A 15,331-nucleotide genomic window follows, 5' to 3' on the forward strand; every position below is an offset into this window, starting at 1 on the left:
TGTATACAGGTGTTGATGAGGATTAGAATCTTTTAAAACCCTTCAAAAACGCCTAATCCAAAAAGAGCAAAATCATATTTTACAGGGTCTTTGGGATCCATTTTTCGGAGTTTAAGGTCTAATTCAGTCAAAGCCTTTCCGTCGTTTTGTTTTCGGGTTAAAATGCCCAGTTTACGGGCAACATTACCGGAATGCACATCTAGTGGACAAGATAAAGCGGCTGGCGAAATGCTTTTCCAGATGCCTAAATCGACACCTTTTGAGTCCTGACGCACCATCCATCGCAAATACATATTGATTCTTTTGGCTGCCGAATTGTTTAAAGGGTCTGAAATGTGTTTTTGCGTTCGCGGTAAATGGTCAATTTCAAAAAAGACTTTTTTAAACTCATGGATACTTTTCTGTAAACTGTCTTTTTCCTGATTTTTGGCAAAAACAGCTTCTAAGCCGTTGTGGTTTTTGTAAATGTTTTGCAATCCTTTTACGAAAGCGGTAAAATCTTTCCCGTTGAACGTTCGATGTACAAAATTTTCTAATCTTTCTAAATCTTCATCCGAATGGGACATGATAAAATCGTAAGGAGTGTTCCCCATTAATTCCATCATGGTATGTGAATTCTTGATAATCATTTTGCGATTTCCCCAAGCAATAGTAGCACTCAGAAAACCGGCTATTTCGATGTCTTCTTTCTGCGTAAACAAATGCGGAATCTGCACCGGATCGCTTTCAATAAAATCGAGATTGTTGTATTGAATGACTTTTTCGTCGAGAAATTCTTTGAGTTCTTTTTGGGTCATGATAAAATGAAAGTTCTTGGAGGTTTGTGTTTTTTTGTTCTTAGTTTTTAGCTTGTGCCTACAATTTATAACCCAATATCATTAAGTTAAAGATTATCAAAAAAAGTCTCACGTAGATTTTAGCATTGAAATAAAAAATCCGTAGAATCTGCAAAATCCGCAGAATCTGCGTGAGAAGACAGCTTAATTTAGTAACATTGAGCTTATAGCTTAAAGTGACTAATTACTAATTAAACCATCAACCATTATTAGTTTCCTGTCGGCCATATTGGCTAATTCTTCGTTATGAGTGACGATTACGAATGTTTGACCAAATTCATCACGAAGCTGAAAAAACAATTGGTGTAAGTTTTCGGCAGAATGAGTATCCAGATTTCCTGAAGGCTCGTCGGCAAAAATCACATCGGGTTTGTTGATTAAAGCTCTTGCAACGGCGACGCGTTGTTGTTCACCGCCCGAAAGTTCGCCTGGTTTATGATTAATTCGGTGAGATAATCCTAAGTAGTCTAAAAGTTTCTTTGCTGCTGCTTCTGTTTCCGCGGGTTTTTTACCTGCAATGTAAGCGGGAATACACACGTTTTCTAAGGCTGTAAATTCAGGTAAAAGTTGATGAAATTGAAAAATAAAACCAAAATTCAGATTTCTGAATTTGGATAATGTTTTATCGTTAAGTCCTAAAATATTCTCTCCATTTATGATTAATGAAGTTTCATCCGCTGACTTTGAAGGTTTATCAAGAGTCCCTAAAATTTGCAAAAGCGTTGTTTTTCCGGCTCCTGAAGCTCCAACGATAGAAACAATTTCACCTTTTTTAATATGCAGATCTACTCCTTTTAAAACCTCAAGCTGATCGTAGAACTTATGTATATTTTTTGCGTGTATCATGATGAAACTGTTTTTACAAAGAAACAAAGATTCTGTCGATATTAAAATGGGTTGTAACAGAATTTTGGGAACAATATTTGATTAATGGGTTTCTGGTGGTTTGTGAAAATGAGAAAATGAGAAATGTAGATTTTGGAATTTGGAATTTAAGATTTAAGATTTGGAATTTTAGGGAAGTTGTTTTTTTAAGAAAATAGAACTAAATTTATGAACATGAAAGAAGAAATAATCGTGAAGGACGAAAAAAACAAGAAACTTTTGATGGGTTTACTTTTTGATGGTATAGGAATGCTTTCCTTTACGATTCCTTTAGTTGGCGATTTTGCCGATGTGATTTGGGCACCGCTTGCCGGTTTCTTAATGACTTATATGTATAAAGGCAGGGTTGGGAAAGTAGCCGGTATTTTGACTTTTGTAGAAGAGATTTTACCCTTTACAGATATAATTCCGTCCTTTACTCTTACATGGATTTATACCTATTATATTCAGAAGAAAGAGTAGAATTAAGCTATTGACTTCAATTAGTTTTATTACATCGAGGATAGCTAAAGAGGATGTTTTGTTGAAATAAATCACATATGACTAATAAGACTATGTGAAAAAATTATGACTTCTTGAGCGCTTTAAATTGACAATTCTAAGTCTATGTTTCTATGTGTTAAATAGTCTTTAGCTGGATTATACAAGACGAGTTTAAATTAGTCTTTGAATAAAAATCCAAGTCCCATATTTTTAAGCATTTTCTTTTCAAAATTCCAAAAGAAACGGAATTGACCGAAAAGAGCTCCTATTGCAACCAATAGAACCTGATAAATAGGAAAAATAACCAACAGACGAATTAGAGTAAACCAACCTCCAAAATCTTCTTTCGTAATTCCCAATAAAACACAAAAGGGTTTAGAAAGCCATGCAGAAGATGATCCTGTGATAGCAAAAACGGTAAGTATGATTATGGCTTGTAGGTTTGAGGTAATACCCCAACGTTCTTTTAATCTCTTCATTCTTTATTTATAACAATTACAAATATAACAACATTATCTGGACGGAACATATCCCCAAAGCTTTTGTTTGTAAGTATTTTGAAAATAAATCATGTAATTGTAAATGAGGTAATTTACTTCATATCCATAATCGATTGTTGGATTGTAATTAATATTCATTTCGTACAAATTCGGACTGTAACGTTGTGGTTGTAAAACACGATTGTTCCATTCGGTTATGTAAAGTCTGTTTTTTGTTTCAAGGTAGCTTTGTGAGTAATACTGTCTTGGAAAAGCTCTGGAAGCTAACCACGTACTAAAGCCGTTATCAATAATAATAACTTCATATTCTAAAGAATCATTCGCAATTCTGACCGTATCGCTTAAGGCTACATTTTTAGTTACAGGTTGCTCTACATTGGTTTTAGCAGTAGAGCACGCAATAATAGTACCTAAAATGATCAGGATGTAAACAGCATTTTTCATGACTTTTTATTTGATCTTAAATTTACGAAAAAAAAGTGAAGGTTGGTTTGAAGGAAGGTACAAAGTGGCAAAGGTTCAAAGGTTTTAATAAAATACAAAAAGCTGTTTATTCAAAAAATAAACAGCTTTTTGTATTAAGGAAGTTCACAAAGAGAAAAACTTTGTTCCTCTGTGCCTTTGAAACTTTGCAACTTATAAGAAGAACCTATTTTCCAAATAATTTACCAAGCAGACCAGAAATACCACCTTTGCTTTGAGTAATGGCAACGGCATCTGCGATGTCGACTTTTCCGTCGGCATTTTGATCCAGTCCAAATTGCATTCCGTATTTAGAAATGGTGTCCATGATGCCTGACGCTTGTCCGCTGTTTCCTGAAATTGAATTGATGATATCTGAAATCTGGAAACTACTATCGTTAGGATCTTTTGCTTTATTAACTAAAGAATTCAATACTTGCGGAATCATATTAGAAGCCACACCTGAAGAGTCAGCGCTACTAAGTCCGAATTTTTCACCAAGACTTCCAGTTAGTTGTTGTGTTATTTGCTGTACAACAGGATTTGAACTGTCTATTGGAGTGCTTCCGTTAAATAAACCCGCCAATTGCTCTGCACCACCTTCTGAAGCAATTTTTTGCAGTCCTTCAAATATCGAATTACCAGCTTCTTTTACTACTGCTTCATTATGCTCATTTGGGACAGCACTGTTATTTACAACAGCATCTCCTCCATATTGCTGCACTAATTGTGTTAATTGTTCAAACATGATTAAATTTTTTTGGATTGGTATCCTCAAATTTAATGAAAAAAAGAAAGGGATTTATTAAACGATGTTAATAAATCCCTTTTAAGATATTTAATTATAGTTAATTAGCTTAATAAAGTAATAATTTGTGAAGCCAATTCTGTTCCAATTCTGTCTTGTGCTTCTCCGGTTGCCGCTCCGATATGAGGCGTCAACGAGATTTTAGTATGCATTAAAATAGTCATTTCCGGTTTTGGTTCGCTTTCAAAAACGTCTAATCCGGCAAAAGCAACTTTTCCTGAATCCAGCGCTTTTACTAATGCTACTTCGTCAATAACACCGCCACGGGCACAGTTTACGATTCCAACACCATCTTTCATGATCGCAAGTTCTTTTTCTCCAATGATGTAACCATCCTGAGCCGGAACGTGTAAAGTAATAAAATCAGCTTCTTTAAATAAAGACTCTAAAGATTGAGAAACAATTGTTGTAGTGATCGACTGACCGTCAAAAAACTCCACTTTAATATCTACTGTCGGTATGAAACTATCGGCAGCGATAACTTTCATACCTAAACCAAGCGCCATTTTTGCAGTAGCCTGACCAATACGGCCAATACCAACAATTCCCAAAGTTTTCCCTCTTAATTCAATACCATTTGCGTAGGCTTTTTTCAAACCGTCAAAATTAGTATCTCCTTCAAGTGGCATATTTCTGTTAGAATCGTGTAAAAAACGAACACCACTAAACAAGTGACCAAACACCAATTCCGCAACAGATTCTGATGAGGAAGCCGGAGTATTGATTACATGAATCCCTTTACTTTTAGCATAATCAACATCAATATTGTCCATACCAACACCACCACGTCCAATGATTTTAAGACCCGGACAAGCATCAATAATATCTTTACGAACTTTAGTCGCACTACGCACTAAAACTACGCTTACATTGTTTTCGTTTACAAAATTAGCAACTTGTTCTTGTGCAACTTTTGTAGTTATAACTTCAAATCCACCTTTCTCTAAAGCTAGAATTCCACTTTTAGAAATTCCATCATTGGCTAATACTTTCATTTGTATCTATTTTGTTTATATGGCTAATCGTTTAACTGATCAACCAAGTATTACGATTTTTTCTTTTTTGTTCAGTAGCTATTTCCCGCTGTTCCTTCCAATCTTTTGCTTTTTAAAGAAAAAAGCAAAAGGATTTTCCCTCCCATCGGGGCTAGGGCTTCCGGTATTCTGAGCAAACCATTATTTCGATTAAAAAAGTAACCGAATTAACAATTAAACTTTAGTTTCTAAAGCTTTCATTACATCAACTAAAACCTGAACACTTTCGATAGGCATTGCGTTGTAAATAGAAGCTCTGTAACCACCAACAGAACGGTGACCCGGCAATCCTGAAATATTAGCTTCTTTCCATAAAGCATCAAAAGTAGCTGCGTGATCCGGATTGTTCAATAAGAAAGTAACATTCATTTTAGAACGATCTTCAACTGCTGCTGCTCCTTTGAATAAAGGATTTCTGTCGATTTCATTATAAAGTAAAGTTGCTTTTGCGTCATTTAATTTTTCAACTGCAGCAACGCCACCTTTATTTTTAATCCATTGTAAAGTTAATAACGATACATAAACAGCAAAAACAGGAGGTGTATTGTACATACTTTCTGCTTTAATATGTTTAGCATAGTCTAACATACTTGGAATAGTTCTTCCGGTTTTTTCTAAAATTTCCTCTTTTATAACAACCAAAGTTGTTCCAGCTGGACCCATGTTTTTTTGAGCTCCGGCATAGATTAAATCAAATTTAGAGTAATCTAAAACACGTGAAAAAATATCTGAACTCATATCGCAAACTACAGGAACGTTTGTAGTAGGGAAATCATTCATTTGAGTTCCAAAAATAGTATTGTTACTGGTACAGTGAAAATAATCAGCATCACTTGGTATTTCGTAACCTTTTGAAATATGGTTGTAATTTTCTTCTTTTGATGAACCAACGATAACCGTTTCACCAAAATTTTTGGCTTCTTTTATTGCAGCTGCTGCCCAGGTTCCTGAATCTAAATAGGCTGCTTTTCCGTTTTCTTTCATCAAATTATACGGAGCCATTAAGAATGCTGTACTGGCACCACCTTGTAAAAATAGGGCTTGGTATCCTTTTCCTTGAAGACCAAGTAGTTCTAAAGCAAGCGATCGCGCCTCCTCCATTACAGCAACAAAATCTTTGCTTCGGTGGGAGATTTCAAGGATAGAAAGTCCTGAATCGTTAAAATTTAAAATTGCTTGTGATGCCTTCTCAAAAACTTCTTGAGGTAAGATACTTGGTCCTGCGCTGTAGTTGTGTTTTTTCATGGTTTTTGTTAATAGTCGAGAATTTTAAAGACGCAAATTTCGGCAATAGGAGCGGAAAAAGCGATAAAATATTAGAAATGTTTGAACATTTTGTTACTTTGTTGTTAACAAAAACGTTATAGTATCTACGTTATCCGCATAATCCCATAATTGCGGATTTTGTGTTTGTCCGAACGAAATACTGTTTTTTACTAAATCGTTACTAACGATACACTGAATTTGTTCAGCATCAGCCTGAAGGCGTTTTTCCAGCTCTTCAATATCATCGTAGAACTCATAAAAAACACTCGAAATAGGTGAGGCGTAACTTGGGTCTTCTTTTATCGTTAGAAAGCCATTATCTAGCAATTTAAAATTACTCATTAAGAATACCGCTTTATTATAATCGTAGTTGTTGGCGTATTTTTCATAATGTATAACGTCCTGATATTTGAAAATTGCTTCAAAAAAAGCAGTAAAAGAATATCCTTTTGGAACAAATAGTTTCGAGACATTGCGACATCCCAGACCAAAATATCTGAAAATATCTTCCCCTAAAGCTTCTAGTTGTTCTTTGGTTTCTTTTCCGTTTAAAACAGCGACCGAATTTCTGTTTTTTCGAATAATAGAAGGTTTGTCTTTAAAATAATATTCAAAATAACGCGCTGTATTGTTGCTTCCCGTAGCAATTACAGTATCGAAATTTTCCAATTTACCTTCGACAAAAGTGATTTTATCTTTGAAATCAGGGTTAACCGCAATGATGTATTTTGCGAAAAAAGGCAATAAATGCTGATCATTTGAAGATGTTTTGATGATAGCACGATTTCCTGTCAGTAAAACAGATAAAAAATCATGAAAACCTACCAATGGTATATTTCCTGCTAATATCAAAGCTACCGTTTTGTCATTTTCAGCAGCGTCTAACGAATAAGCAGAAAGCCATTTTGTAATGTTTTCTTCCTTTAAGGCAGCAGCCCAGGATTGAAGAGCAAAATAAACCTGTTCAGGAGTATACCAGCCATTATGAGATTGCGATAAGTGAATGAGTTTTTCGAAATCATCAAAAAATAAATCGTTGTGTAAAACATCCGATTTTTTAATTGTATCCTGCTCAGAAAATTGGTTTAAGAATTTTCCTAATTCAACAAAAACACTTTTTTTTGTTTCTAATGTCATAATGTTTGTTTATGAATTGTTTTGATTGTAATTTTGCACAAAAATAAGCTATATTAAGTTATAAGGCAAAGGAGAATAAAATCTTAATCGATTATTTCTCGACTTGTAACTTTTAACTCGTAACTAAGACAAAAATGGCAATAATTATAACCGACGAATGTATTAACTGTGGGGCCTGCGAACCGGAGTGCCCGAATACAGCAATTTATGAAGGAGCGGATGATTGGAGATACAAAGATGGTACAAGTTTATCCGGAAAAATAATTTTACCTGATGGAACTGAAGTAGATGCAGGTGATGCACAAACTCCAATTTCTGATGAAGTATATTACATTGTTCCCGGAAAATGTACGGAGTGTAAAGGTTTTCATGACGAACCTCAATGTGCTGCAGTATGTCCGGTTGATTGTTGCGTACCTGATGATAATCATGTAGAAGATGAAGAAACGTTACTAGAGCGTCAGGCATTTCTGCACAACGAATAATATTTCACAAGTTTTAAACATAAGAAAAATCCCAAGTTTTAGAACTTGGGATTTTTTTTACCAGCTATTTCTTATTTTATTTTTGTATAGTATTGGTATTTAAGGATTTAATTTAGTTAATTTGGCGATGTTTTTTAACACTTTGTTTGATAATTTTAAAAGCATCCTATGAAGAGAGTTTTACTTTTACTTTTTGTGTTCTTTAGTGTCAGTGTTTTAGCCCAAAACGCAGAGTATTCTATTGTTGTAAAAGACCTGGAAACACAGTTGCCTATAGAAAATGCATCGGTTGTGATCATGAAAACCAAGCAAATTTTATTAAGTAATGTAGAGGGTAAAGTTACTTTTATACTAAATGGGGGTACTAATGTTCAGGTTTCGGAACCGGATCATGAAGATTTAACCGTGCGATGGGCTGTTTTAAAAGAAAGTGGATTTGTTGTTTATTTAAAAAACAGACACAGCAAATTAGATGAAATTGTTTTATCTAAAGAATCTCCTCAAAAAACACTGCAAAAAATTATCTCCAGTTCCAGAAAGAAACTGGCCATGCCTTATCGATTAAAGGTGTATGTGAGGGAATTTTTTAGTCTTGATAACAAATATTCGTATTATAATGACGGTCTTGTTAATTTTCAATTTACGGTGAACCAGAAGAAAGTGAATACTACATTATTGGTAGAGCAAAATCGTTCGTATGGTTTATTGGAAAATGATGTAAGCGCAGATTTAAAAGGATATAATTTGAATAATATCATGGAGAATTATTCGAATTTAAGTTATTTGGATCCACTCTTAAGTCCAAAAGCAAAAAAGGAGTACGATTTTTTTACCAAAGGACATCCTTCTAATACGGACTATTATATAATGAGTATTAGTCCACGCGATAAATCTAAAGACGCAGTAGATAATTTCGAAATTGTGTACGATCCGGTAAAAAAAGTAATTATGGAGTTTTCGATTACGATTACTCCGAGAACATTAGCCGAAAAAGTAGATAAAATAGGAGTAGGAGCTAAGAATATTACCCAATCGGTGGTGAAAGTAAATTACAGACTGGATGGCTTAGACTATTATTTATTGAGTTCGAATGAAGAGATTGCGTATGATCTTATTCTGAAAGATAATAAAGTTAAAAAAATCCATGTTCGCAATAATTTTATTACGACCAATTTCAATAAGCAAAAGTTTAGTTATAAGGATAGCGATGTTTTTAAAGAGAAAACCCTTTTTAATAAACGCAATAAGATTTTGACTAATTACTGGGATATTTCAGGATTCACAGCTACTGAAGAGGAAAAAGTATTAATCAGCGCATTAGATTTTAAGCTGTAGTTTTAAAAATATAAAAAAATAAATCCGACAGGTTTCAAAAACCTGTCGGATTTATTTTTTTATGTACTACCTATTAGAAATTAAATCCAATTCTGGCATAGTAGTAAGCACCGCTGAAACCCATTTGAACCGCATCCCAATAACCACCGGCTTCGGTGTTACCTAATTCGTCTTGTTTAGTTGGGTATACATTAAATAAGTTATTGCTACCCACACTTAATTTTAGGTTGTTTGTCAGTTTATAACCAACTGTTAGATCTGTAATTAATCTTGCGTTGTAAACATCATCTTCGTCACCATAGTCCACTAAAACTACTTTACTAAATCGTGTGAACGCTAAGCCCGCATCAAATTTATTTTTAGAATAGTTTAAGTTTAAACCAAATTTGCTGTCCGGAGCGGAGGATAATAAAAAGGCTTTCTCACGTTTTCCAAAGAAAGTAGCTTCGGCCAGAGAACCATTTTTCACATTATCAATTTTCATATCATTGATGTTTCCAACCAAAGTCACTCCAAATTGTGAGGCTCCGAATTTTTTCTTCCAGGCCAAAACTAAATCCAAACCATGTGTGCTGGTATCAACACCATTAACAAAAAACTGCGCTTTGTCAACGCCAAGATTAAAAGCACTTGCATCAAAATATCCGGTAAGAACGATACGATCTTTTACTTTGATATAATAACCATCTACTGTTGCTGTGAAGTCACCAAATGTAGCAGTGAAACCCAAAGAGGCGTTCACGGCTTTCTCTTCATTTAATTTTTGAATTCCAAAAGCTTTTGTAACAGGGCTATTATTTGGAGCCAGTAAAACTTCGGTAGCACCGCCTGCATTGAAATTTGTAAAACGTAAGTTATAGTAAATTTGTGCTAATGACGGAGCACGAAAACCGGTACTTACAGATCCTCTGAAGTTAATATGTTCTCCTGCTTTTATTCTGGCAGCTAATTTTCCGTTTAGAGTACTTCCGAAATCACTGTAGTTTTCAAAACGAACCGCTCCGCTTAATAAAAAGGCTTCTGTTACGTCCAACTCAGCATCTGTATATAAGGATAAGTTGGTACGGCTTTTATCAACTGTATTGGCAGGGCTGTATCCTGGGAATCCTTGTGATCCTCCTGGTCTTGAAATTGTTAAAGGATTATCAGGCGAAGTAGGTTTAGTAGGGTCATAATCCGGATTTGGGATTGTTGGAGCCTGTTGCGTTGTAGGATCCGTTATAGGTCTTCCATTAGTATCATAGGTTGCATAAGAACCCTCTTCTCCGGCAAAAATGTTGAATTTTTCTGTTCTGAATTCTGCTCCAAAAGCAAGATTTAAACCACTCAATACCGAATCGTAATTTTTAGAAAGATCAAAATTAGTAGTGTTTTGAGTCAAACTGTGTCCGCCGGCATCAAATTCTGTTGGAGATTTGTCTTCTAATGAAGCATTTATGGTTCCTTTTATATAGTAATGAAAAAGGTTTTTCCCATAAGTATTACTCATGTCGATATTCCATCCACTGGCTGTTTTGGTTTTAAATCCTGCCGCCAAAGAATTGTCCACAATATTAGAGGTAATTCTTGGTGTATAACCACCCGGGTATACAGATTCTACCACTCTTTCGCCACCATTTCTGGTAAAAGCATAAGCATCAGTATCTCTGTAATTTCGGCCTCCAAAAGCATAAAACTGCGTTTTTTCAGAAATAGGAATGGATAAATTTCCAAAAAGATTAAAGCCTTGAATGGCGGCATCTCCAAAACCTTTTCTAAAATCATAAGCAGGTCTGAGTGTTTTGTTTTTGTTGATGTATTCTGTAGTGAAATTAGCGTAACCGCCTTTCTCACCAATAGCAACTCCATAGTTGGCAGCTACTTTTACGGATCCACCATCAAAAGATTGGTTTTTACCGTATGAATTTCCATTCCCGTTTTGATCCAATCTGAAATCTTTGGTATTTGGAGTTCCGTCCAGGAAATCACCTTTTGCATTGGTATTAAACACGCCATAAGTTACGGATCCGGTTAGTTCATCAACATTGTCATTTAATACAATATTAATAACCCCCGCAATAGCATCAGAGCCGTATTGTGCTGCAGCACCATCACGTAAAATTTCAATTCTTTTGATAGACGTAGCCGGAATTGCATTCAAATCCGTTCCTGTATTCCCACGCCCGCGAGTTCCAAATAAATTAATAAGTGACGATTGGTGTCTTCTTTTTCCATTAATAAGAACTAAGGTTTGATCCGGTCCCAGACCTCTCAAGGAAGCAGGATCTACGTGATCGGCACCATCAGAACCGGACTGTTTGTTGGCATTAAAAGAAGGAGCGACATATTGCAGTAATTCATTAATCTCTAATTTACCGCTTTGGGTAGTAACATCTTTTACGCTAATAACGTCAATAGGAACAGCAGAATTGACTACAGTTCTTTTGGAATTTCTTGATCCAACAATTACGACATCACTTAGTACTTGTCCGCCATTTTCGTCTAAAGTAACGTCAGTTATACGGTTTGTTGTTGATTTTTCTACATTAGTATAGCCAACATAACTAAAAATTAAGGTAGCACCTTCTTTTACTTTTATAAGGTAACCGCCTTCAAAATTGGTAGATACCCCATTTGTTGTTCCTTTTTCAAGAACGTTAACTCCCGGTATTGGTGTGCCTGATTTGTCTTTTACAACTCCCGATATTTCTTTTTGAGCAAAGAGAAATACCGTATTAAATAGAAATAATAATAGTGCAATCTTTTTCATAGTTACTTAAGTTTGGTTTACTTTTTCTGTTTGGTATATTATAAAAGTAATGTTTTTTAACAAAAAATTAATAAAAAATATAATTATTTTCAAGAGGATGCTTTTAAAAATATTAATCATCATTTTTACTTCACTGGCGAGCTATTAAATCTTATATTTGCAAAATTTTAAAGTCGAAAAATAATATTTTGACAGAAGAATAAGAACAATACGTAAATCATAACCCGTTTAAAGTGACTCCTGTATAAGGATAACATGAGGTGGGAAGTCCTGATAAAATCGGGATTACATAAAAAATAAATAGAGTCAACAGATGAAAGCAGGAATTGTAGGATTACCAAATGTTGGAAAATCAACATTATTTAATTGTTTATCTAATGCAAAAGCGCAAAGTGCCAACTTTCCGTTTTGTACTATCGAGCCTAATATTGGTGTTGTAAACGTTCCGGATCCGAGAATTAACAAATTAGAAGAGTTAGTAAAGCCAGAACGCGTACAAATGGCAACCGTTGATATTGTAGATATCGCAGGTTTGGTAAAAGGCGCAAGTAAAGGGGAAGGTCTTGGAAACCAATTTTTAGGAAACATTAGAGAGTGTAACGCTATTATTCACGTTTTACGTTGTTTTGATAATGATAATATTGTACACGTTGACGGAAATGTAAACCCAATTCGTGATAAAGAAACAATTGATATTGAACTTCAATTGAAAGATTTAGAAACGGTTGAAAAACGTTTGGAAAAAGTAAACCGTGCCGCTAAAACCGGAAACAAAGAAGCGCAAACAGAAAAAGGGCTTTTAGACAGAATCAGAGAGTCGTTATTACAAGCTAAGTCGGCTCGTACTATTGTACCTCAAGGGAATGATGAAGAGGTTCTAATGGAATCTTTCCAATTGATTACCGCAAAACCGGTTTTATACGTTTGTAATGTTGACGAAAGTTCAGCAGTAAACGGAAATAAATATGTAGATCAGGTTCGTGAGTTAGTAAAAGACGAAGATGCTGAAGTTATCATCCTTTCAGTAGGAGCAGAAGCAGATATTACCGAATTAGAAAGCTACGAAGAGCGTCAGGTTTTCCTTGAAGATATGGGATTACAAGAGCCGGGAGCATCTGTTTTAATTCGTGCTGCTTACAAATTATTAAAACAACAAACGTATTTTACAGCAGGTGTAAAAGAAGTTCGTGCCTGGACGATCAATATCGGATCTACTGCACCACAAGCAGCCGGAGTTATCCACACTGATTTCGAAAAAGGATTCATCCGTGCAGAAGTAATTTCATACGAAGATTACGTTCAATACGGTTCAGAAGCCAAAGCAAAAGAAGCAGGAAAATTCAAAGTAGAAGGAAAAGAATATATTGTGAAAGATGGTGATGTAATGCATTTCCGTTTCAACGTATAATTTTTTTGACGATAGAATAAAGAGAATAGAATAAAGAATATAGATTGAACCGCTGAAGAAATTTAGCGGTTTTTTTATGCGCCAAATCTAAATCTGCGTGCAAAAAAAAAGTAATGCGCTTTTCTAACCATATAAGTAATGTAAGTTCATATTAAAAAGCTTTCCAAACTATGCGCAAAGTTTAAATGAACTTACATTACTTATATGGTTTAAAAAAAAAGCTTCCCGTCTTAATTTACCTTAAACTAACATGGGAATCTGATAAACTTCTAAGGGAATATCGAAACGTAATTTTTCTGTTGAATCCTTAAATTTGAGAGTATGTCTAAAACCGGAACTCGTGAAACGTCAAAATATATTTTTAAAATCATGGAATTTACTGAAGGATACTTTTCTAGAATTCAACGAAGATAACGCGATCAAGTTAAGTGCGTCACTGTCTTATTATACATTATTTGCATTACCACCTTTGTTGATCATCATTATAACGATATGTGGTTTCTTTTTTGGAGAAGAAGCCGTAACAGGAGAACTTTATGGACAAATCAACCGATTGGTAGGAAACGATGCCGCCATTCAGATTCAGGAAGCGATAAAAAATGTGCAATTGTCAGATAGCAATGTTTTTATTACGGTTTTTGGAGTTGTGATGTTGCTTATCGGGGCCTCGGGTGTTTTTGCAGAGATTCAGAGTTCGATTAATTTTATTTGGGGACTTAGAGCCAAGCCTAATAAAGGGCTAAAGAAATTCATTCAAAACAGGATCATGTCGTTTTCTATGATTGCTTCTGTGGGGTTTTTAATGCTGGTCAGTTTAATGTTAAATACTGTTTTAGACCTTTTAAACAGCAGGTTGAAATTATATTTCCCCGAAAGTACGGTATATCTTTTTTATGTTATAAATTTAGTCCTTGTTTTGGCGAGTATCACGTTGCTTTTTGCCATTATTTTCAGAACGCTGCCCGATGGGGTCATAAAATGGAAAGACGCTTTTATAGGAGCTTCCTGCACAGCGGCTCTCTTTATGATCGGTAAATTTGCGATTGGATTTTATTTAGGTAGTTCAACTATCGCCAGCGTTTACGGAGCTGCAGGTTCTGTAATTATTATTTTAGTCTGGGTTTATTACTCGGCTATTATTTTATATTTTGGAGCTGAATTTACGAAAGTATATGCAAAATCATACGGCGGACAGATTGTGCCAAACGAGTATTCGGTCGAAATAAAAAAAGAAATTTTCGAAATCAAGGAATGATAATAATACGTTTTTTTTAACCATATAAGTAATGTAAGTTCATATTAAAAAGCTTTTCAAACTATGCGCAAAGCTTTAATGAACTTACATTACTTATATGGTTTAGAAAATGAGTACCTTAAATGTTTAAAAACACAAAGAAAAATTAATATTTATACATATGAAAATTATAGCGTTTGGAGGAAGTAACAGTCAGCATTCAATCAATAAAAAATTGGCAACATACGCAGCCGGTTTATTTGAAAATGCAGAAATTGAAGTTTTAGATTTAAATGATTATGCAATGCCCTTGTTTAGTGTCGATCTGGAAAAAGAAATAGGACAGCACGAAATTGCCAAATTGTTTTTGAGTAAAATAGAGAGTGCTGATACTTTGGTCATTTCTCTGGCAGAAAACAACGGAAATTATTCGGCAGCTTTCAAAAACCTTTTTGATTGGAGTTCCAGAATTATGAAAGAAATTTTTCAGCAAAAGCCGATGCTGTTATTAGCGACCTCACCAGGAGCTAGAGGAGGAGCATCTGTTTTAGAAATAGCAAACAATGCTTTACCAAGGTATGGAGCGCAGATAAAAGCGACTTTCTCCTTACCGGCTTTCAATGCTAATTTTGATATTGAGCAAAATAAAATTTCAAATACAGAGTTAGATAGAGAATTAAAAGAGAGTATAAAAGCCAGTTTCTAGTCC

15 protein-coding genes are annotated in these 15,331 nt (G+C 34.8%); 6 read left to right on the forward strand and 9 right to left on the reverse strand.

The genetic code is table 11. From position 1 onward, the window contains the following. Positions 1-32: 32 nt before the first annotated feature. Together LNP23_RS12860 and LNP23_RS12865 are read right to left on the reverse strand one after the other, a co-directional pair. Complete coding sequence (locus LNP23_RS12860) at positions 33-797, reverse strand: TIGR02757 family protein (RefSeq protein ID WP_230001461.1); 765 nt, start codon at positions 795-797, stop codon at positions 33-35. Positions 798-1,016: 219 nt separating this feature from the next. Beyond that, a complete protein-coding gene (locus tag LNP23_RS12865) occupies positions 1,017-1,682 on the reverse strand; it encodes an ABC transporter ATP-binding protein (RefSeq protein WP_047776281.1) in 666 nt (221 codons plus the stop codon). A 213-nt stretch (positions 1,683-1,895) separates the two neighbouring features. Here LNP23_RS12865 and LNP23_RS12870 point away from each other — a divergent pair, with 213 nt between their 5' ends. Continuing rightward, complete coding sequence (locus tag LNP23_RS12870; RefSeq protein WP_047776279.1) at positions 1,896-2,183, forward strand: hypothetical protein; 288 nt, start codon at positions 1,896-1,898, stop codon at positions 2,181-2,183. Between the two features lie 197 nt (positions 2,184-2,380). Here the strand turns inward: LNP23_RS12870 and LNP23_RS12875 are convergent, their stop codons facing one another. From LNP23_RS12875 to LNP23_RS12900, 6 genes are all read right to left on the reverse strand, one after another. After that, a complete protein-coding gene (locus LNP23_RS12875; protein ID WP_047776276.1) occupies positions 2,381-2,683 on the reverse strand; it encodes a DUF6787 family protein in 303 nt (100 codons plus the stop codon). Between the two features lie 33 nt (positions 2,684-2,716). After that, positions 2,717-3,148: a DUF6146 family protein gene (locus LNP23_RS12880; RefSeq protein WP_047776275.1), complete on the reverse strand. Its 432-nt coding sequence runs from the start codon at positions 3,146-3,148 to the stop codon at positions 2,717-2,719. A 205-nt stretch (positions 3,149-3,353) separates the two neighbouring features. After that, entirely contained in the window at positions 3,354-3,914 is a 561-nt protein-coding gene (locus LNP23_RS12885) for a hypothetical protein (protein ID WP_047776273.1), read from the reverse strand. Between the two features lie 104 nt (positions 3,915-4,018). Further along, positions 4,019-4,969: a D-2-hydroxyacid dehydrogenase gene (locus tag LNP23_RS12890; protein ID WP_047776271.1), complete on the reverse strand. Its 951-nt coding sequence runs from the start codon at positions 4,967-4,969 to the stop codon at positions 4,019-4,021. A gap of 213 nt (positions 4,970-5,182) precedes the next feature. Then, positions 5,183-6,253: a 3-phosphoserine/phosphohydroxythreonine transaminase gene (serC, locus tag LNP23_RS12895; protein ID WP_230001462.1), complete on the reverse strand. Its 1,071-nt coding sequence runs from the start codon at positions 6,251-6,253 to the stop codon at positions 5,183-5,185. Positions 6,254-6,346: 93 nt separating this feature from the next. Next, positions 6,347-7,411, reverse strand: coding sequence for an acyl-CoA reductase (locus LNP23_RS12900; protein WP_230001470.1), 1,065 nt, complete (start codon positions 7,409-7,411; stop codon positions 6,347-6,349). 134 nt (positions 7,412-7,545) lie between these two features. On the opposite strand from LNP23_RS12900, the gene LNP23_RS12905 reads away from it, so the two are divergent. Then, on the forward strand, positions 7,546-7,896 hold the full coding sequence (locus LNP23_RS12905; protein WP_047776265.1) for a 4Fe-4S dicluster domain-containing protein: 351 nt from the start codon (positions 7,546-7,548) through the stop codon (positions 7,894-7,896). A 168-nt stretch (positions 7,897-8,064) separates the two neighbouring features. Next, on the forward strand, positions 8,065-9,231 hold the full coding sequence (locus LNP23_RS12910) for a hypothetical protein (RefSeq protein WP_230001472.1): 1,167 nt from the start codon (positions 8,065-8,067) through the stop codon (positions 9,229-9,231). A gap of 73 nt (positions 9,232-9,304) precedes the next feature. Here the strand turns inward: LNP23_RS12910 and LNP23_RS12915 are convergent, their stop codons facing one another. Next, positions 9,305-11,980, reverse strand: coding sequence for a TonB-dependent receptor (locus LNP23_RS12915; RefSeq protein WP_230001473.1), 2,676 nt, complete (start codon positions 11,978-11,980; stop codon positions 9,305-9,307). A gap of 313 nt (positions 11,981-12,293) precedes the next feature. On the opposite strand from LNP23_RS12915, the gene ychF reads away from it, so the two are divergent. The 3 genes from ychF to LNP23_RS12930 all read left to right on the forward strand — a co-directional run bounded on the left by ychF (position 12,294) and on the right by LNP23_RS12930 (position 15,328). Next, complete coding sequence (gene ychF / locus LNP23_RS12920) at positions 12,294-13,388, forward strand: redox-regulated ATPase YchF (RefSeq protein ID WP_047776258.1); 1,095 nt, start codon at positions 12,294-12,296, stop codon at positions 13,386-13,388. A 340-nt stretch (positions 13,389-13,728) separates the two neighbouring features. After that, positions 13,729-14,643: a YihY/virulence factor BrkB family protein gene (locus LNP23_RS12925; protein WP_230001475.1), complete on the forward strand. Its 915-nt coding sequence runs from the start codon at positions 13,729-13,731 to the stop codon at positions 14,641-14,643. A 160-nt stretch (positions 14,644-14,803) separates the two neighbouring features. Next, entirely contained in the window at positions 14,804-15,328 is a 525-nt protein-coding gene (locus tag LNP23_RS12930) for an NADPH-dependent FMN reductase (protein ID WP_047776252.1), read from the forward strand. Positions 15,329-15,331: the final 3 nt, after the last annotated feature.

Origin of the sequence: Flavobacterium cupriresistens (assembly GCF_020911925.1) — a bacterium.
Classification (GTDB): domain Bacteria; phylum Bacteroidota; class Bacteroidia; order Flavobacteriales; family Flavobacteriaceae; genus Flavobacterium; species Flavobacterium cupriresistens.

What these genes read in the sequence shown, in the direction of transcription:
- LNP23_RS12870 (WP_047776279.1), top strand. Translation starts at nt 1,896, where the DNA reads ATGAAAGAAGAAATAATCGTGAAGGACGAAAAAAACAAGAAACTTTTG.
- LNP23_RS12890 (WP_047776271.1), bottom strand. Translation starts at nt 4,969, where the DNA reads ATGAAAGTATTAGCCAATGATGGAATTTCTAAAAGTGGAATTCTAGCT.
- LNP23_RS12860 (WP_230001461.1), bottom strand. Translation starts at nt 797, where the DNA reads ATGACCCAAAAAGAACTCAAAGAATTTCTCGACGAAAAAGTCATTCAA.
- LNP23_RS12915 (WP_230001473.1), bottom strand. Translation starts at nt 11,980, where the DNA reads ATGAAAAAGATTGCACTATTATTATTTCTATTTAATACGGTATTTCTC.
- LNP23_RS12885 (WP_047776273.1), bottom strand. Translation starts at nt 3,914, where the DNA reads ATGTTTGAACAATTAACACAATTAGTGCAGCAATATGGAGGAGATGCT.
- LNP23_RS12905 (WP_047776265.1), top strand. Translation starts at nt 7,546, where the DNA reads ATGGCAATAATTATAACCGACGAATGTATTAACTGTGGGGCCTGCGAA.
- LNP23_RS12865 (WP_047776281.1), bottom strand. Translation starts at nt 1,682, where the DNA reads ATGATACACGCAAAAAATATACATAAGTTCTACGATCAGCTTGAGGTT.
- LNP23_RS12875 (WP_047776276.1), bottom strand. Translation starts at nt 2,683, where the DNA reads ATGAAGAGATTAAAAGAACGTTGGGGTATTACCTCAAACCTACAAGCC.
- LNP23_RS12910 (WP_230001472.1), top strand. Translation starts at nt 8,065, where the DNA reads ATGAAGAGAGTTTTACTTTTACTTTTTGTGTTCTTTAGTGTCAGTGTT.
- LNP23_RS12880 (WP_047776275.1), bottom strand. Translation starts at nt 3,148, where the DNA reads ATGAAAAATGCTGTTTACATCCTGATCATTTTAGGTACTATTATTGCG.
- ychF (WP_047776258.1), top strand. Translation starts at nt 12,294, where the DNA reads ATGAAAGCAGGAATTGTAGGATTACCAAATGTTGGAAAATCAACATTA.
- serC (WP_230001462.1), bottom strand. Translation starts at nt 6,253, where the DNA reads ATGAAAAAACACAACTACAGCGCAGGACCAAGTATCTTACCTCAAGAA.
- LNP23_RS12900 (WP_230001470.1), bottom strand. Translation starts at nt 7,411, where the DNA reads ATGACATTAGAAACAAAAAAAAGTGTTTTTGTTGAATTAGGAAAATTC.
- LNP23_RS12930 (WP_047776252.1), top strand. Translation starts at nt 14,804, where the DNA reads ATGAAAATTATAGCGTTTGGAGGAAGTAACAGTCAGCATTCAATCAAT.